This window comes from Nitrospira sp., from assembly GCA_024760545.1.
GTDB lineage: Bacteria > Nitrospirota > Nitrospiria > Nitrospirales > Nitrospiraceae > Nitrospira_D.
On sequence record CP060501.1, the window covers coordinates 2,874,737 to 2,892,744 of the forward strand.

Genomic DNA, 18,008 nt, shown 5'->3' on the forward strand with positions numbered 1-18,008 from the left:
ACTCAAGAGCGGTCGAGTAAATTCTTTGTTAACAGAAGGCGCTGTGTGAGTCCTGTCCGGAACCCTCCACTCCACAATATCGAGTTCCACTTATCCTCAGGCTTGCAGAACCTGTATGACAAGCAGTCGCGAGCATACCACTCCTCAAAGACTCGTCATCGAGCGAAGAGCTAGGGAGGGATCGAGTGAACAGCATGGCTGCGAGAGCTGTATGGCTCAGGGGTGAGTCCAGAACCTAACCTCAAGGACTCGGTTCATTCAAACGGATGGTGTAGAGATAGTGATATAAACCTTTGCGTGCCATCAGTTGCGCATGGGTCCCTTCCTCAACCAGTTTGCCCTTGTCCAACACTAATATGCGGTCGGCGCGCTGAATGGTCGACAGTCTGTGGGCGACCACGAAGGTCGTGCGACCTTCCATGAGATGCTGGAGTGCTTCTTGGACCAACCGTTCAGATTCCGTATCGAGCGATGAAGTGGCTTCGTCCAGTAACAAAATGCGAGGATTTTTCAGGATGGCCCGCGCGATCGCGATTCGTTGACGTTGGCCGCCTGAAAGGTTGACCCCCTTTTCACCGACCACGGTTTGGTACCCATCGGGCAGGGCGGTAATGAAATCATGCGCGTGCGCGGCTTTACTGGCTTCCCAGACCGTGGCGTCACTCGCCGTCATATCACCGTAGCGAATGTTGTCGAGGATCGTTCCACCAAAGAGGATGGTTTCCTGAGGGACCAGTGCGATCTGCCGGTACCAACTCTCGAGGGTCACATCCCGCAGATCTCTGCCGTCAATGGTGATCCGACCTTCCGCCGGATCGTAGAAACGATGGAGCAGGTTGATCACGGTGGTCTTGCCCGCGCCGGTCGGGCCTACCAAGGCGACGAGTTCGCCGGACTTAGCTTCAAATGAAAGGTTGGACAAGACGGGATGGCGAGGATCGTAGCTGAATGTGACGCCGTCCACTCGCACATGGCCGGCGATTGTCACGAGTGGTTGAGCGTCTGGTCGATCATAAATGTCCGGCTGAGCATCCAAAATTTCAAAAACCCGTTGCATCGCTCCCTGAGCCTCTTTGACCTGCGCAAACACGCGGGCGCCCGAGCTGAATGGACCGATCAAGATACCGGCGAATAGGACGAAGGCGAACAGATCGCCCGGAGTGACCACCCCGTCGATGACCTGTCGGCCCCCATACCACAGAACCGCCGCCGCCGATGAAAATGTCAGGAGGCTGATCACCGGGATAAAAACGGCCATGATACCTGCTCGGCGGAGTGTGAGACCGAGTGTTTGATCAACCTGTTCGGCAAAGCGAGTCTTTTCCCGTTGTGTCTGGACGAACGATTTGACGATACGAATGCCGGAGAGTACTTCTTCGACCAGCGTGCTGACCGAGGCGGTGTGATCTTGAATCGAGGTCGAAAGAGATTTCAGCTTGCGACCAAAGACCTTGGCGACCAGAACCAGTGCGGGGAGGAGGATCAAGATCAAGAGGCACAGACGCCAATTCATCATGAGGAGGAAGGTAATGCCGCCGACGAAGGTCACGAGTTGTTTGACGCCGTCGATGGGAGTTTCCGTGACGATGGACTGAATGACCGTCACGTCGTTCATCAATCGGGAGAGCAATTCTCCGGTACGCCGCCGCGCAAAAAAGCTGATAGTCAGCGTTTGTAAGTGGCTGAATAGATGCTTGCGAAAATCGGCGACGACGTGCTGCGAAACCCATGCGGACAGGTAACTATGGCCCATCGAGCACATTCCCTGGAGAAGGACCAAGCCCAAGAAAAGGCCGATCGACTGCGTCATCTTGTCGGCGTCTCGCTGAACGGTGATGAGATCCCAGAGAATGCCCGCAAGCCGAACCAAGGAGAGATTGATGAGTGCCACCCCCGATACCAGCAGCCCTGCCAGGATCAAACGCGGCAAGTAGGGTCGAACAACAGGCAAAAATCGCTTGAAGATCAACATCGCTGGTCAGAAGGCATGATCTGCAACGAAATTGTATTCTCGCCCACGGCGACGTTGAACGCTATCGAAGTGACAGGAGGTGAGACGGAAGGCCTAAAGTTGCGCGATCGACTCAATGAGATTCTTGTTGATCGCCACGAAATCCGACCGATCCTTATCGTTGATGACGACGTCGGTTAGGCTGATGAAGAGACGTGCTTCTTCGTTGATCGCGTCGGAGACACGATTCCGCATGGGAGGGACCAAGAAGTCTCCCACGTAGGTGCAATTGACCGTCCGTACGCGGATGCGGACTTTCTTGCCCTCGGCCACGGTCCCTTCCTCCCGCCATGCAGGCTGAGCTTAGCTTTTTCGGCGCAGAAATTTCTGACGTTGGCGCAGCTTTTTGTACTTATGCTTGCGCATCTTCTTTCGGCGTTTTTTCAACACGCTGGACATGCTGTGTGTCTCCTTAGGGTGGCCGAGTCTAAAAGCTTTCCGCTCAAAATGCAAGCTCACAGCGCCTTTCGCCCCTATGGTATACTGGCCCTTCATGCGTACCTGGAGATCCTATTCATCGGCGTCCTTGTTTCTCGGGTGGCTCATCCTCCTGGCGATGGCGGTAGGTGGATGCCCGTCAAAAACCATTCAGTACCCTGCGGAGCACGAGCGGCTCCTTCGCATCGATCAGGCCGTGGACTCCCTGCGGAGCGCCTATCAACGAAAAGATCGGCCCGGGTTTCAAGCCGTGATGTTGCCGTCGGATCAGATGGAAGACCTTCAGCGCCAGGCGGAGATGGACTTCGAGGCGTTTCACTCCATCGCGCTTGAGTTCATGATCGAACGGGTCGTCATCGAAAAGGACGACATCGACGTCTTTGTCCATTGGCAAGGGACGTGGATGAAAGATGCCAACGACACCGGTGTACGGCAGCGCGGCCACGCGCGATTACAGTGGGTCGGGACACAGTCGATTCTCTTGCGCCGGGTAGAGGGAGATCTACCGTTCGGGATGAAGACGAAACAGATGCTTTCGTCCGAGCCTCTCTCGCCGCAGAACGTTCCGCGATAACGATGCCTCCGAACGCCCAGGAAGCGGATTTTCTCGTGATCGGAAGTGGAGTCGCCGGGCTCCGCGCCGCATTGGAGCTCTGCCGCGTGGGTCGGGTGATCATGCTCACCAAAGGCCATCCTCTTCAGAGCAATTCAATCTTTGCACAAGGCGGTGTTGCCGTCGCGCTGAGTGAAGAAGACGATGTCGCCATCCATTTGACGGATACAGTGAAAGCGGGACATGGGTTGTGTCGTCGTGAAGCGGTGCGCGTTCTGGTCGAGGAAGGACCGGATCGAATTCAAGAGCTTATCCGGTGGGGAGCGAAGTTCGACAAGACCGGGGGGAAATTTGCCTTTGCTCGAGAAGCGGCCCACAGCCGCAGCCGAATCCTCCGGGCTCGAGGCGATGCCACGGGAAACGAGATGGTCCGTGTCTTGATGGCGCAGGCCGCCAGACACAGGCGAATTATCCGATTGGATTACCACTTCACCGTCGATCTTGTGGTCGAGGAAGGCCGATGCTGTGGAGCGGTCGTGCTCGATGAAAATTCAGGACAGCAATTCACGATTCCCGCAAAAGCGGTCGTCCTGTCGACCGGTGGAGCCGGGCAGATTTTTGCTCGGACCACGAATCCGCCCAATGCGACCGGCGACGGGATGGCTATGGCATTTCGTGCGGGAGCGGAACTACAGGATATGGAATTCGTCCAGTTTCACCCAACGTCGTTGTATCTACCGTCGAGCCCGCCGTTCTTGTTGTCTGAGGCCATGCGGGGAGAGGGAGGCCAGTTGCGCAATAATAAGGGAGAGATGTTCATGCAACGGTATCATCCGCTCGGCGTCTTGGCTCCGAGGGATATCGTGGCGCGGGCCATTTGGGCGGAGATGGCGGCGACGCGCGCGCGACATGTCTACCTTGATGTGACTCACCTGGGGGCAGATTTCGTGAAACGACGCTTTCCGACGATCTATGCGACCTGTCTTCGCCATGATATCGATATCACGGAAGAATGGATCCCGGTTTCTCCAAGTGCCCATTACATGATGGGTGGGGTGGCGACCGACATCAATGGGGCCACGACGCTGCCGGGACTGTTCGCAGCCGGCGAGGTGGCATGCAGTGGCGTGCATGGCGCCAACCGGCTGGCCAGCAATTCTCTATTGGAGGGGCTTGTGTTTGGGATGCGGGCCGGTGTTGCCGCTGTCGCGTGGGCGGCTCGCTGTTCGATGCCGACGATGACTGCTCACCCCGAGCGCTTGAATCGCGGCCACGTTGACCGATTGGAGGACGCGGAAAAGGTACGAAGTTCGTTGCGCCGAACGATGTGGGGGCAGGTGGGGCTGGTCCGTTCTCGGGAGTCGTTGATTCGGGCCACGGCTCAGCTTGCCCGATGGGAGCGCATGGTGTCCCGAACCTTTGCGACGCGGGCGGACTTGGAGGTCAAGAACATGGTGCAGGTGGCGCACTGTGTGGCGGAAGCGGCGTTATGGAGAGAGAACAGCGTCGGCGCCCATTATCGCTCCGATTTTCCTGAAGCTCGCCGCCCGGGGTGGAAGCTGCATAGCCGATTGCGTGTGATCGAACGCGCTACTGATCAGGCGGAGTCGAGGAAACAGGGGCAGATAGTGGCACTGCGTATCCCGAAGAGGGGATGACGTGTCCGGCTGAAGCAAGGTCACGTGCAAGAAAGGTTCGGTAGTACCGCAACACCTTGCGAACATATTGACGGGTTTCGTCGATCGGCGGAAGAGTTCGGTAACGGTCTACCACATGTTCCCCCGCATTATACGCGGCAAGTGCCAGAGGGAGATTCCCGCGGAATCGATCAAGCAGTTGTCGCAAATACTTGGTTCCTCCACCGATATTATCTTCCGGATCGTAGAGATCCCGCACATCCAACCTCAACGCAGTCTGCGGCATCAATTGCATTAATCCGATGGCGCCTGCCCGGGATACCGCCTGGGGATCAAAATCAGATTCGGCCTTGATGACGGCACGGATCAGGGCTGGGTGCAGCTGATGTTGCTGTGAGAATCGGCTGATCATCGGTTCCAACTGTTGTTCCGAGATGATGGGGTGCAGCCGATTCGGTTGGAGGTCGACCCGCCGGTACCGAGCATCCGATGGAACATTGGTGAGAGATATGGTCCCCTTGGCATCGATATATTGGTAAATTTCAGAGTGGACACTGGGGGTCGCCATCATCAGGAGAAAGCCGCTGCAGAGAATGCTGGAGGCCGCCATGCGGGGCCACCTGTGGATTGAGTCAGTTTGGCGTCTGAGTATTGGCATCGTCAAACGATAGCAGCCTGGAACAGACAGTCAAGGAAATGCAGTTCTTATGCCTTTGTGGGGATCTGGAAGATGCTGGAAAAACAGGAGGATCAGAAAATCATGTCGAGCCGGCTGGTTCCAAAAAGCGCTCTCGTGCGGCAATGAATTGCTCTCTGAGTTTTCGGGTCATCCGACCCGGTGTTCCGCCTCCAACCGGTGTGTGCCCTACCCGGGTCACCGGCATAATTTCCATGCTGGTGTTCGTTAAAAAACACTCGTCGGCCCGGTGCAACTGATCGGCAGGATAGTGTCCTTCTTCGACGGGGATTTGGAGTTCCCCGGCCAGCTGAATCACGATCCCTCTAGTGATGCCGTCAAGCAGGCCGCACTCCAACGCGGGTGTTCGCAATATGCCGTTCGTCACAAAGAACAGATTGCTGATCGTGCACTCGGTCAGATGTTCCTCCCAATTGAGCAGGATACTATCGAATGCGCCGACGGCAATGGCCTCGCGTTTTGCCAGAATATTGTTCAAGAAATTGATGGCCTTGATCTGCGGCGACAATGCACTCGGCAGGTTCCGCTTCGTGGCAGCGATGATGACATGGACACCCGCCCCATAGAGATGGGACGCCGGAGACACCAGAGGCTTGGCCATCACGACAACAGTCGGTGATGGGCACAGAGACGGGTCTAAACCAATGTCTCCCGCTCCTCTCGAAACGGTGATCCTCAGATAGGCATCGCGCTGGTCAGTTCCAATGTCGTTGCGTGCCATCGCCTCATGCAGAATATCGGCCCACTCCTTCAGGGGAATCGGGATCGTCAACCCGATTGCTTCAGCGGATCGGAACAACCGTGACAGATGTTGATCCCGCATGAAGAGGCGGGGGCCGTACGAACGAAGCGTCTCATAGACCCCGTCTCCATAGAGAAATCCATGGTCGAACACGGAGATCACGGCGTCTTCGCCTCTCACAAACTTGTTATTCAAATAGATCCACATCGGGTCATGAAAAGGCACTGAAAAAGGCCTGAGCCTTATGGATGGTTTCCTCGTACTCATGGGCCGGGTCGGAATCAGCCACAATCCCCGCTCCAACTTGCAGATAGCCTTTCCCCTGCTGCATGACCAGCGTTCGGATGAGGATATTGAAATCAAGGTCACCGCTCCAGCTGAGGTAGCCCATCGATCCGGTATATGGACCGCGGCGGACCGGTTCCAATTCTTCGATGATCTCCATGCAGCGAATCTTGGGGACGCCGGTAATCGTTCCCCCCGGGAACATGGCCTTCAACAGGTCGAACCCAGTTGCGTGATCCTTCAAGGTGCCGCCTACATGTGAGACCAGGTGGTTGACATGAGAATACTGCTCCAAGGTCATCAGTTCGTCCACGTGGACGCTTCCAAAACGGCAAACCCGGCCGAGGTCATTTCGCTCAAGGTCCACCAGCATGACATGTTCCGCGCGTTCCTTTTCATTGGCTCGCAGCTCGCCAACAAGTCGGTGATCGTCGGTCACATTGTTCCCACGGGGTCTGGTGCCCGCGATCGGCCTGGTGTCGGCTTGACGACCGTCGAGGCGAACGAGGCGTTCTGGTGATGAACTGATGAGGCGAACCGCATCGAACCGGAGCAATCCTGAGAAAGGAGAAGGGTTCAACGTCCGGAGGCGACCATAGGCCGACAAATCGGCTTGAATTGCTCCCTGAGAGAGCGTCTCACAGCTCACGGTGAAACGGTGTGAGAGGTTGGCCTGGTATATGTCTCCCGCTGCAATGTACTCCTGGCAGCGGCGGACATTTGTCATATAAGCCGACTGATGCTGCTCAGGTGTGAATGTGAGGTTGCCGAGGTTGCCCTCATACGCCTCGACACGGTTGAGTCCGGTTAACTGGGCTTCGAAAGCCGCGAGGCGATCGTTCCCTTCACGAAGAAGCTTTTCCCGAGGCTCGCCTAAAAATCGTTCAAGCGGTGGGCAGAACATCAGCATCAGATGGCCGAGTTCATGGTCCACGGCTGCGACTAGATCGAAAAATGCGAATTCCAGATCCGGACAGGCAAGGTCATCGAAGGCCAACGAGGGCAACTTCTCGAACTGGCGGGCAAGATCATAGCTCAAGTAACCGACTGCTCCGCCGAAAAACGGCGGAGCTTCGGAAGGACGAACAATCTGCTGGCTCTGCATCAGATGGGCCAAACGTTCAAAAGGGCCCAGCCCCGTTTTCATGTGGCCTTGGGTCGATCGTTCCACGAACTGTTCAGCTGTTCCGGACAACCTGAGATAGGGATCGCTGGCGAAGTAGGAATATCGCCCCATCGTCCCGCTACCGTTGCCACTCTCAAACAGAAAGGACGGGTGACGAGTCGAGGCGGTTTTGGCGTACAGCTCAAAGGAGCTAGCCGAGGGACAAGGGCGCGTCACGATGAGAGGCGAAGGAGGTCCTTGCAAAAATGAGCTCGACGATGGTGCGATCCGCCGCATGTTCAATGACTTCCTTGTACAAGGAGCGTGAGCCCACTATACCGCAGAGATTTCTGGTGGGATAGGGCTCTAACGGCTTGACATTCCTCACGGAGTTTTGCTTAAATTGCTCGCCCATCAACGGCAGAGTTCTGCTCACGTGCTCTCGCCTCCCATGGGTCTCGGATGGCCCCTTCACAAGATCCCTTATACGCGGGGCTCGGCCAAGCGGTCCGGATCGCAACAGATCTGCTCGCTGCGCTGATTGTCGGGGGAGCGCTGGGGTGGGTCTGCGACACATACCTCTTTGATTCTACCCCCTGGGGGATGATTGGAGGTCTTGTGTTAGGCCTCGCGACAGGAATGAGGAATGCGTATCGGTCGGCCCAACGGTGGAAGACGTAACGCCGATCGATAAAGAAAACACAAGAGTATCATGGAAGAAAGCCCGCTCCATCAATTCGAACTTCAGAACTGGATTCCGATTTCGCTAGCCGGATTGGACATTTCCATCAATAAGGCCGTCGTCTTCATGTGGATCGTCGTTGCGGTGACGGCGATGTTGATGGTGATGGCAGGATCGGCCCGCAGGCTGGTGCCCGGAAAGTTGCAGAGCATGGCGGAAATGATGGCGGATTTCATTCGCAGCATGATTTTGGATACGATGGGCAAAGAGGGGATGCGATTTTTCCCTCTCATCGCCACGCTGTTCCTGTTTATTCTCTTCAGTAATCTCATCGGGTTGATCCCAGGCAGTTACACGGTCACGAGTCAGGTAGTCGTGACGGCTGTCTTTTCCTGCGTGGTCTACGGGCTCAGCTTGGTCATAGGATTTTATTTACATGGAGTGAAGTTCCTCGGCATCCTTGTTCCGCCAGGCACGCCCGGCTGGCTGGTGCCCTTGATGATTCCGATCGAAATAATCAGTCAATTGGCACGGCCTGTTTCGCTGGCTGTCCGGCTCTTTGCGAATATGACGGCAGGCCACGTCATGCTTGCGGTTCTGTTCGGCCTGACGATCGGTGGCGGGTTGCTGATCGGGTGGTTGCCCTTTACGTTTACGGTGGCAATCTATGTATTGGAATGTGGTATCGCGTTCATTCAAGCCTATATTTTTACGATATTGACTTGTGTCTACTTGGGGGACGCATTTCATTTGCACGGACATGATGAGCACGCGCATTAGCGCGTGCGCGTTTAGACAAGGGAGGAGTAAGCCATAATGGATTCAGCAGCAGCAGGGTTGATCGGTATGGGATGTGCGGCGGCAGGGTTTGCCGGGGCCGGTGTGGGAATCGGCTACATCTTCGGGAAGATGATCGAAGTGGTGGCCCGTCAGCCCGAAGCAGAAGCTCGCGTCACGAAGTATATGTGGATCGGATTCGCGTTGGTGGAAGCCATTGCCTTGTATGGCTTGGTCATTGCCTTCATCATCATGGGCTTCCGCAAATAACAGTGCCGAGCGGTGAGTGCCCGGTGCTGAATAGCACTCGGCGCTCAGGACTCAGCACACAGCACTTAGGTTAAATTATGCCTCAGTTTGAATCGCATTTTTTCTCTTCCCTGATCTTCTGGGAAATCGTGTCGTTCGCGATTTTGTTTTTTGTGCTCTACAAGTATGCCTTCCCGGGCATCCTGAGCGTTCTTGAAGAGCGCGAAAAGAAAATCAAGGACAGCTTGGATCAAGCCGAGCTTCATCGAACGGAAGCCGAGCGCCGGTTGAAGGAATATGAAGCCAAACTCAGCGCAGCGGGGAAAGAGGCGGAAGCCATCCTTGCCACCGCGAAGGAACGGGCACAACGGCTCCTCGATGAAAACGAGCAACGGTTAACGGCGGATGCGGAACGAATCAAAGGGGAAGCTACGCGTGAGATCGAGCAGGAACGGCGCAAGGCGCTTCAAGACATTCGGACCCAAACGACCGAGCTTGCGTTGATGGTAGCCGAGAAAGTGGTGCAGCGGAGCTTGACTGAGGCTGATCAGAAAAAGTTCGCAGACGAAGCGCTCGACGCTCTTTCCAAATCCTATGGGCGATAACGTATTGTAACGTGCGGGTGGAGTCAGCTCAGCGTGACTCCACCCGCCCGATACCCTTCCAAATCCACGGTCACGAATTTAAACCCCAATTCCTTCAATTGTGCGCTGATTCTGGCGCATCGGGCTGCTTCCATGAACCAAGGCAGTTCGTCTTTCGCTACTTCAATCCTGGCTATTTCCCCGTGGTTTCGCACTCGAAAATGACGGAATCCCTCGTGTTGGAGCACGGCTTCGGCTCTTTCGACTCGGCTTAATTTTTCGCTGGTAATCACGATCCCTCGCGGGATTCTTGACGAAAGACAGGCTGCGGCCGGTTTATCCCAATTTGAAAGCCCAAGTTCTTTGGCCAGGATGCGGATGTCGGACTTCGAGAGTTCAGCTTCGACGAGCGGGCTGCGAACTCCCCATTGGCGAGCGGCGTTGATGCCGGGACGGTCGTCACCGAGATCATCAAGGTTGGTTCCGTCCACGACATACGCAGCTGCCTTGGATTCACGGAGATTCCCAAGAAGCCGGTACAAATCGGTCTTACAGTGAAAACACCGATTTGCGTCATTCTTGACGAAGTCGTCGATGGCCAGCTGATCGGTTTGGACCGTTTCATAACGTGCACCGATTTCCTGGGCGACCCGCTCGGCAGTTTCCAACTCGATCGAGGGGAACGTCGGAGAGACGGCCGTGATACCGACCGCCTTTTCATGGAGTTGCTCGTGAGCGACCTTCAGGACGAAGGTGCTGTCGATTCCACCGGAATACGCGACCACTACCGAGCCCATCTCTGTCAGGAGGGTTCGGAGCCGATCGAGTTTGTGCTGGAGAACAGCCGATTGCATGGAGTGCTCTTCAGGCTGTCTAGTGGCGGACCTTCGCCTTGGTGATGTTGCCGACGACAACAAGCGCGTAGTGTTGAGGATCCAGGTACTGTTTCGCGACGCGCAGCACATCTTCCTTTGTCACCCGTTCGATCCACTTTGTGTACTGACTGAAATAGTCGAACCCCAGCCCAAAAAACTCTACCTGCGCCAAGACCTGCGCCAACTTGGCAGTGGAATCCAGCCGCAACGGGAAGCTGCCCATCAAGAAGGATTTGGCCTCAGCCAATTCCTGATCACTGACCGAGGCCTCCCGAATAGCCTTCATTTCAGCTAAGACACCGCTGATAGCCTGGTTCGTGGTCTCGGTTCGAGTCTGAAGATTGATCCAGAAAGAGCCTGGCATCGCCCGGGCGTCGTAATGGCTCATAATGCCGTACGCGAGCCCCTGCTTGTCCCGAATGGAATCCATGAGACGCGAGGAAAATCCACCGGCACCCAGGATATGATTCATCACGGTCACGGCGTAAAAGTCCGGGTTGGTTCGACTGATTCCGGGGTGACCCAGCACTATCGTGGATTGCGTCAAATCCTTCTCAATGAGCTGCACGGCCTTCTTGTCGATGGCGGCCGGCTTCCTGACCGACCTGGTCGGCCCGGGACCTTTCTTCCAGGATCCGAAATGCGTCTGAACGAGTGCGGTCGCTTGTTCGACCGTCACGTCACCGACGATCGTGAGGATGACTTGGTTGGGGAGGTACTCCTTAGCGTAAAAGCTTTGGACATCCGCTAACGTGATCTTGTTCAGTGTCTCCTCGGTCCCGTTCACCGGCCAACGATAGGGATGATTCTGGAAGACCAACTGATTGAACGCCTTAATGGCGACGTGCCCGGGATCGTCATTGTCGCTGACAATTTCCCCAAGGATTTGTGAGCGAACCCGTTCAAATTCCTGCTTGGGAAATGCCGGATGCTGAAGGATGTCGGCAAGGAGGATGAAGCCGAGGTCGATGTCCTTTTTGAGGGTGCGTGCCGATGCCGTCGTGAAATCTTCGCCCGCTTGGGCTCCCAGCGAGCCGCCGACAAAATCAATCTGCTCAGCCAGCTGTTTAGAAGATCTCGTTCCTGTCCCTTCGTCCAAGAGGCTGGCGACTAAATTCGCCACACCTGCTTTGTCCGGTGGATCTTGCGCGGAGCCGGCCTTGATGAGGGCATGAATTTCAACGATCGGGAGAAAATGCTGTTCCAACACCAACACGGTCATCCCGTTCGGGGTGACGAATCTCGTCGGCGAAATGTCCGCCGCAAACCCTGTCGTCGTGACGCAGGTCAACAACGCAGCACACAAGACCCATCCCAACGCACCTCTTCCAGCGCATCCTCGGACAGATGGCGGATCGGGAGAGCAGCGCTTGTTGGTTCTCGGTTCGTTACCCATAGTCGACTAAGACTTTCCTTCGTTGACCGCTGTGGGATTCGATTCGGGGGGCTTGGACGGCGTGGGAACGAGAATGCCGACGGTCCGATTGTCCTGGGTGAGGTATTGCTTGGCGACGCGCTGGATATCCTTTGCGCTGACGGCGCGAATGCGCTCCACGAATTGATCGACCCGCCGCCACCCGGCACCGACGGACTCCGCTTGCCCCATCAACATGGCATGGCGGAAATTCGAATCCTGCTCGAAGACGCGCGACGCTTCCACCTGGTTCTTGGCCCGCTGAAGCTCCAGATCAGACGGCGGCTCATTCTGAAGCCGCACGATCTCGCGCTGCAAGGCTTCTTCGACCGCCTCAACTTTCGCGCCGGGGTTCACCAATGAGTAGAAATAGAACAGGCCGGGATCTGTCTGCAGCAAGCTGTATTCAGCCCCGACCGCCAATGAGTTTTTCTGCTCATACACCAAGCTCTGGTACAGACGGGAGCTTTTCCCATGCGAAAGGATCGATTCGAGGATGTCGAGGGCATAGGAGTCCTCGCTCGAATAGTTGGGCACACGAAACCCCATCATGACAAACGGCACCTGCGCTTCCCGTTTGAGGATGAAACGGCGCTCACCTCGTTGATCCGGCTCCTGCGGCAGGGCTTGCTTGGGCGAGGGACCTCTGGGGATCGGTTCAAAGAGATGCTTGATCGTCGGAAGCAAGGCGTCGGCCTTGATATCGCCCACGACGATCAGGGTTGCGTTGTTGGGAGAGTAAAACGTGTCGTAGTGGCGCTGTAAGTCTTCCAGAGACATCGCGTCGATATCGGCGAACCAGCCGATCACAGGCCAATGATAGGGGTGGCTGAGGAAGGCTTGGGCAAACAGGGCCTCAACCAGCGCCCCCTGCGGGTCGTCCTCGGACCTGAGCCGGCGCTCTTCCTTGACGACTTCACGCTCGGTTTGGAATTCGCCGTTGTCGAGAAGGAGGCCCTGCATCCGATCGGCCTCCAGTTCCAAGGCCAACCCGACACGATCAGCAGCCACATTCTCGAAGTAGGCGGTGAAGTCTTGGCTGGTAAACGCGTTGTCGATTCCGCCGTTTTTCCGGACGATACGGGAAAATGATCCTTTGGGATACTTCGCCGTGCCCTTGAACATCATGTGCTCGAGCATGTGGGAGAGTCCGGCCCGACCCATGACTTCATTACGGGAGCCGACCCTATACCACACTTGCACCGTGGCCACCGGAGCCTTGGGGACCTCAATCAGCAGCACTTTCATGCCGTTTGAGAGCTGATATTCGTTTGGTTCAGCTCCCATCGACAAGGAGGTCGAGCCAAAGACGAGCAGTGCCCCAAGAATGCGGGTAAACCAATAGCGTTTGGAAGATTGTCTGATCATGATGTTCGTCGAAAAAACCATGCTAGCAACGAGTTTCAATGGGTGTCAAGGTTAGGGGGGTTCGGTTGCCGGAGAGATCTCCGAGTTGTCCGCAGGCGCCGAATACGTCACGTCCTCGGCTCTTGCGAACGAACGCATCGAGGCCGGCCTCGCGGAGGGCGGATTGAAAACGAAGGATGTCTTGTTCCGATGGGCGATGAAAACGACTACCTGGAAATTCATTGAACGGGATCAGATTGACCTTGCACCGTATGGATCTTAGCAACTGTACCAGGCGGCGGGCATCAGCCGAGTGATCATTTACGCCTGCCAGAAGAACATACTCGAACGTCAGGCGCTGATGGGAAGCGAGCGGATAGCGACGACACGCAGCCAAGAGTGCCCTCAGCGAGGCGATCTCGCTCGCGGCAGGCATCAGTTCTCGCCGCTGTTCTTCAGTCGTGGCATTAAGCGAGACGGCGAGATTCACACCGAGCGCCGCAACCTCCGTGAGGCGGGACGCCAGTCCCGCCGTTGAAACCGTGATACGTCTGCGCGACCATCCAAGGCCCCACGGTTTGTTGGTCAGACCGGTGACCGCGGCCTTGAGCGTTTCCAGATTAGCCAGAGGTTCTCCCATTCCCATGAAGACGAGATTCGTGATGCGTTCATTGGAAGCCAGCACATCTTGGGCGCTCAGGATTTGGTCGATGATTTCGTGAAGCTTGAGGTTTCGTTTCAGCCCCATTCTTCCGGTCAGACAGAAACCGCAGTCCAACATACAGCCGACCTGCGTCGACACACACAGTGTCAGCCGTTCTTCATCCGGGATCAGGACGGCTTCGATCGTCATTCCATCATCGAGCGCCAACAGCAATTTCCGCGTTCCATCCTGGGACCGCATGACTGTGACTTGAGCCGAGCGACCAATGGCGGCAGATCGAGACAACATCAACCGATCAGGCATAGGGAGGTCGGTCATATCGGTGACAACCCGTACCCGACGCTGATAGAGCCAGCGCAAGATTTGTTTGGCACGATACGCCGGCCAGCGCTGTCCGCAGACAAACTTCTCCATCTGGGATTCGGTGAAACCCAAAAGATTTGTCGCTGTATTCGAATGGGCCATCGGCACGTCGGGCATAGCGTCCTCGATGACAGGAGCCTACCACAGCGGGAGCTGAGCCGCATACGGCCTCACGCATCACTGGGCTCGAAACTTCTTCCATTGTCGGCGGCCCTGTATATAATGAACGCGGGTGAATGTCGGTGAGTCTTCATGAGAACCTATACTAAGGCTCATTCCATCGTCGGCGTCGGCTTGGTGCTGGCTGCAGGGCTGGCAATTGCGCTCAGCGGTTTGTTCTCACGCGACGCGCATACCGCGCAGGTCGCCACACCGGAACAATCAAATACCGATACCTGTCTCTCGGCAGAGGACTGTTTTCTGGCTGCGGTCTGGCCGAAGGAACGACTCGGCAATAGCTTGACGAAAGATCAAGTTGTGGCCCTGAGGTTGGAACGTCTCCGAAAGGTGATGGAGGGATTTCCTGCTTCGCAGTGGGCTAAACGCGCCGGGTTGCTGTCCGGTGTCATTCTGATAGAACGAAACCCTGCAAGCGCACTTTCTTACCTTCGGGCAGCCCAACGGGATTTTCCGGTGCTCGACGATTACATTCGATTCTGGATCGGCGAAGCCTTGCTGCATGCGGGCGATGCCAAGGAAGCGGCCGATATGTTTGAAGGCGTACCGCAAGCGGTTCCCGATTCCAACCTGCTCAACCAAGTCGCGCTTCGTGCCGGGGAAGCGTGGTACCAAGCTTCCAACTGTTCTGCAGCCGTGGCCTGGCTTGTGAAAGCAGTCAATGGGAATGACAAGGATCCACAGATCGCTCAGGCGTGGTTACGGTTGGCCACTTGTTATCTTCGAGAAAATCAACTGACCGAGGGGCGGGAAACGCTGAAGCAACTCTGGGTGAAGTTCCCGCAGACTAAGGAGGCCAAGGAAGCCGAAACTCTGCTCGGGACCAATATCGGGGGGGAGTCTTGGACAGCTCCGGCCGACACGCATTATGCGCGGGCGCAGGCATTCTTAGCACAGTCGCTCCATGTGGAGGCGATCGATGAGTTGAAAAAGTTCATCGCGCGGGAACCCTCCTCTCCGAATCGCTGGGACGCCAAACTCAAATTGGGTATCGCCCAGGTTCGGCTCAAGCTGTACGATCAGGCGCGCGACACGTTTTATGCGCTGACCGAGGAGCAAGGCCCTCGGGCTGACGAAGCCACCGTATGGTTGGGGAGGGTCTATCTACGGCTGGGACTGGGAGACAAGCTGTTGGAACTTTCCCGCACGCTGTCGAAGCGAACGCTGACTCCGGAACAGAAAGGGCAGATCAACATATTTGCGGGGATCTGGCTGGAGGACCAAGCACGGTTCGATGAATCGATTGCAAAGTATCGACTCGTTGCTAAGTCGGGAGACCCGATGTCGCAACGGACGGAAGCACAATGGCGGGAAGGGTGGGTGCTCTACCGAACGGACCGCCATCGTGACGCGATCCGTGTATGGCAGCAGATCGTCGATCAGAAGGACAGCGACTTTGAGCCGCAGGCGCTTTACTGGATTGCCCGGTCCTACGGCCGTGTCGAGGATGCGAAGTCAAAGGAAGTGTTCGCGCAGCTTTGTCAGCGGTTTCCCTTCACGTACTATTGCCAGTTGGCGCGTGAACAAACGGGCATCTCGACCGCCGGTAGGACGGAACCGGAGCCCTCCCCCATCTCAGCTGCATCCACCCAGCCCGCATCGGAGATACCTTCAGCGTCGGTTCAAGATACTCAGCCAAATAGTCGGGCACAAATCGAGCTGCAGTCATCATACCGGCGGGCGGTCGAACTCAGGACACTTGGTCTCGATCAAGATGCCGCGAGAGAGCTTGCCGCGTTGACGGATCGATATAGTCGTGATCCCGAGGTATTGGCCGCCTTATCGATGATGTTGAACGAGGTCGGCGCGTACCATCATGCTTTGCGTCTGGTACGATCCCGGTTCCGAGAAAAGTTGGAGCGAACCGGCGGAGTGATTGCCGACGGTCTCTGGAATGCGGCCTATCCAACCGGATTGCTCCCTACAATCAAAATGTTGGGAGCGAATGGGGTTGACCCGCTTCTTGTTGCGGCGATCATTCGAGAGGAAAGTCAGTATGATTGGAGAGCTGTGTCTCGTGTCGGCGCCATCGGATTGATGCAAGTCATGCCGGCCACCGCCAATGCGGTGGCTCAACAGCATCGCCTTCCGAGCCTGTCGAGAGAAGATCTATTCGATCAAGAGATCAACATCCGGATCGGAGTCCGGTATGTGGAGCAACTGCTCACGCAGTTTTCCGGCAATCTCGTACAAACGATCGCTGCGTACAATGCTGGCCCGATCGTCGTGGGAAATTGGGCGGCGACCTATCGCGGGCGGAGCGAGGATGAGTTTGTTGAGTTGATCCAGTATCAAGAGACCCGGCAGTACGTCAAACGGGTGCTTCGCAGCTACAAGGAGTATCTGCGTCTAGCCGGGATTCAAAGATCCATTTCTTGACAAGATATTGTGAAGTTTTTATAGTGTACCACAATTCATAGGGCCTAAACAAAGAGGAGTTGCAATGTCGTTGGATCGACTTGATGCCCTGGAAACTCGGATTCGTGACTTGGTGAAGCTGGTTCAAGAGCTCAAACGAAAGAATGCGCTATTGGAAGATGAAGTCAAGACGGCTCGCCAGCGGTTGGTCGCTCAGGATGATGTGAATCAACGATGGGAAAAAGAGCGGATCGATATCAAGGCGCGAATTGAAAAAGTCATGAGTGAGATCGAGTTGCTTGAATGTGTCGAGGAGCCCAAGGAGGTGACCATTGACTAAGACTATTGATGTCGAAATTTATGGTCAACGGTACGCAATCACGGGTGATGGCGATGATGCCTATATCCGACGGCTGGCACACTTTGTCGACGATCATATGAAACATTTGGCCGAAGGGATGAAAACGACGACCCCAACGAAACTCGCGGTGCTGACAGCCATCAATCTTGCCCATCAGCTTTTTGAATCTGAGAAGAAACGAACCCAAGGGGAAGCCGATGTCGAACGACGGATGGTCACGTTGATGGAGTCCATTGATGAGCAGATGCCGACATCTCTCTTTCGATAGGAATTCACCTTGCTTTCCGAGAGTCCCTTTGTTATCGTATAGATAGGTGGGTGTATTGATGGGTAGGAAAAGGATGATATCGTAGAATCGTTGATTATTGGAAATGAGCGTAGTGAGTATAAGAGAGAACATTTTACTGATGGGGTACGAAGAGTTAGTACGGTGGATGCTCATGGTAGTGGGGGTGTTTGGTCAGGGGCTCTTATGTGCTGCGCGTCGACCAATTGCCCAAAGTAAGGATATCCGGCAGCTGCAAGCCGGGCGAAGTGAGTACCTACCGTCCATGCCTGTTTCAGTAACTGGCCCTCCTCAACGACTGAGAGCTGAACACCGACAGCCGTGGAGGAGCGGACAGAGAAGTGTGTTGGGTATGGCATCGTGCCCTGACAATCTCTTATGTTTCCAGACGCAACGGTTCGCA

The 18,008-nt window shown here is 55.8% G+C and carries 20 protein-coding genes; 9 read left to right on the forward strand and 11 right to left on the reverse strand.

The window, feature by feature from the left end:
• Positions 1-241: 241 nt before the first annotated feature.
• From H8K03_13495 to H8K03_13505, 3 genes are all read right to left on the reverse strand, one after another.
• A complete protein-coding gene (locus tag H8K03_13495) occupies positions 242-1,972 on the reverse strand; it encodes an ABC transporter ATP-binding protein (GenBank protein ID UVT18828.1) in 1,731 nt (576 codons plus the stop codon).
• A 93-nt stretch (positions 1,973-2,065) separates the two neighbouring features.
• Positions 2,066-2,284, reverse strand: coding sequence for a hypothetical protein (locus H8K03_13500; protein ID UVT18829.1), 219 nt, complete (start codon positions 2,282-2,284; stop codon positions 2,066-2,068).
• 30 nt (positions 2,285-2,314) lie between these two features.
• A complete protein-coding gene (locus H8K03_13505) occupies positions 2,315-2,410 on the reverse strand; it encodes an AURKAIP1/COX24 domain-containing protein (protein ID UVT18830.1) in 96 nt (31 codons plus the stop codon).
• A 94-nt stretch (positions 2,411-2,504) separates the two neighbouring features.
• Here H8K03_13505 and H8K03_13510 point away from each other — a divergent pair, with 94 nt between their 5' ends.
• Together H8K03_13510 and nadB are read left to right on the forward strand one after the other, a co-directional pair.
• Positions 2,505-3,023, forward strand: a complete 519-nt coding sequence (locus tag H8K03_13510) for a hypothetical protein (protein UVT18831.1) — start codon at positions 2,505-2,507, stop codon at positions 3,021-3,023.
• A gap of 2 nt (positions 3,024-3,025) precedes the next feature.
• Positions 3,026-4,660 (forward strand): L-aspartate oxidase, encoded by a 1,635-nt coding sequence (nadB, locus tag H8K03_13515; GenBank protein UVT18832.1) that lies wholly within the window; start codon positions 3,026-3,028, stop codon positions 4,658-4,660.
• Here nadB and H8K03_13520 read toward each other — a convergent pair.
• From H8K03_13520 to H8K03_13535, 4 genes are all read right to left on the reverse strand, one after another.
• Complete coding sequence (locus H8K03_13520) at positions 4,593-5,210, reverse strand: lytic transglycosylase domain-containing protein (GenBank protein ID UVT22480.1); 618 nt, start codon at positions 5,208-5,210, stop codon at positions 4,593-4,595. The genes nadB and H8K03_13520 overlap by 68 nt on opposite strands.
• A gap of 187 nt (positions 5,211-5,397) precedes the next feature.
• Positions 5,398-6,273: an aminotransferase class IV gene (locus H8K03_13525; GenBank protein UVT18833.1), complete on the reverse strand. Its 876-nt coding sequence runs from the start codon at positions 6,271-6,273 to the stop codon at positions 5,398-5,400.
• Between the two features lie 16 nt (positions 6,274-6,289).
• Positions 6,290-7,765, reverse strand: a complete 1,476-nt coding sequence (locus H8K03_13530) for an anthranilate synthase component I family protein (GenBank protein UVT18834.1) — start codon at positions 7,763-7,765, stop codon at positions 6,290-6,292.
• The gene (locus H8K03_13535; protein UVT22570.1) at positions 7,680-7,904 is read right to left on the reverse strand and encodes a hypothetical protein; all 225 of its coding nucleotides are present in this window, start codon (positions 7,902-7,904) and stop codon (positions 7,680-7,682) included. Before H8K03_13535 ends, H8K03_13530 begins: the two co-directional genes overlap by 86 nt.
• A gap of 26 nt (positions 7,905-7,930) precedes the next feature.
• Here H8K03_13535 and H8K03_13540 point away from each other — a divergent pair, with 26 nt between their 5' ends.
• From H8K03_13540 to atpF, 4 genes are all read left to right on the forward strand, one after another.
• On the forward strand, positions 7,931-8,149 hold the full coding sequence (locus H8K03_13540; GenBank protein UVT18835.1) for an AtpZ/AtpI family protein: 219 nt from the start codon (positions 7,931-7,933) through the stop codon (positions 8,147-8,149).
• Positions 8,150-8,180: 31 nt separating this feature from the next.
• Positions 8,181-8,930: a F0F1 ATP synthase subunit A gene (locus H8K03_13545; GenBank protein ID UVT18836.1), complete on the forward strand. Its 750-nt coding sequence runs from the start codon at positions 8,181-8,183 to the stop codon at positions 8,928-8,930.
• Between the two features lie 36 nt (positions 8,931-8,966).
• Positions 8,967-9,197: an ATP synthase F0 subunit C gene (gene atpE / locus H8K03_13550; protein UVT18837.1), complete on the forward strand. Its 231-nt coding sequence runs from the start codon at positions 8,967-8,969 to the stop codon at positions 9,195-9,197.
• A gap of 77 nt (positions 9,198-9,274) precedes the next feature.
• Positions 9,275-9,781 (forward strand): F0F1 ATP synthase subunit B, encoded by a 507-nt coding sequence (atpF, locus tag H8K03_13555; protein ID UVT18838.1) that lies wholly within the window; start codon positions 9,275-9,277, stop codon positions 9,779-9,781.
• A 23-nt stretch (positions 9,782-9,804) separates the two neighbouring features.
• On the opposite strand, the gene larE is transcribed toward atpF, so the two are convergent.
• From larE to rlmN, 4 genes are all read right to left on the reverse strand, one after another.
• A complete protein-coding gene (gene larE / locus H8K03_13560) occupies positions 9,805-10,614 on the reverse strand; it encodes an ATP-dependent sacrificial sulfur transferase LarE (GenBank protein ID UVT18839.1) in 810 nt (269 codons plus the stop codon).
• A 19-nt stretch (positions 10,615-10,633) separates the two neighbouring features.
• Positions 10,634-12,031: an insulinase family protein gene (locus tag H8K03_13565; protein ID UVT18840.1), complete on the reverse strand. Its 1,398-nt coding sequence runs from the start codon at positions 12,029-12,031 to the stop codon at positions 10,634-10,636.
• A 6-nt stretch (positions 12,032-12,037) separates the two neighbouring features.
• Positions 12,038-13,336: an insulinase family protein gene (locus tag H8K03_13570; GenBank protein UVT22481.1), complete on the reverse strand. Its 1,299-nt coding sequence runs from the start codon at positions 13,334-13,336 to the stop codon at positions 12,038-12,040.
• Between the two features lie 103 nt (positions 13,337-13,439).
• On the reverse strand, positions 13,440-14,540 hold the full coding sequence (rlmN, locus tag H8K03_13575) for a 23S rRNA (adenine(2503)-C(2))-methyltransferase RlmN (protein UVT18841.1): 1,101 nt from the start codon (positions 14,538-14,540) through the stop codon (positions 13,440-13,442).
• Positions 14,541-14,675: 135 nt separating this feature from the next.
• On the opposite strand from rlmN, the gene H8K03_13580 reads away from it, so the two are divergent.
• The 3 genes from H8K03_13580 to H8K03_13590 all read left to right on the forward strand — a co-directional run bounded on the left by H8K03_13580 (position 14,676) and on the right by H8K03_13590 (position 17,587).
• Positions 14,676-16,979, forward strand: coding sequence for a transglycosylase SLT domain-containing protein (locus tag H8K03_13580; GenBank protein UVT18842.1), 2,304 nt, complete (start codon positions 14,676-14,678; stop codon positions 16,977-16,979).
• 64 nt (positions 16,980-17,043) lie between these two features.
• On the forward strand, positions 17,044-17,298 hold the full coding sequence (gene zapB, locus H8K03_13585) for a cell division protein ZapB (protein UVT18843.1): 255 nt from the start codon (positions 17,044-17,046) through the stop codon (positions 17,296-17,298).
• On the forward strand, positions 17,291-17,587 hold the full coding sequence (locus H8K03_13590) for a cell division protein ZapA (GenBank protein UVT18844.1): 297 nt from the start codon (positions 17,291-17,293) through the stop codon (positions 17,585-17,587). Before zapB ends, H8K03_13590 begins: the two co-directional genes overlap by 8 nt.
• The last annotated feature ends 421 nt before the right edge of the window (positions 17,588-18,008 follow it).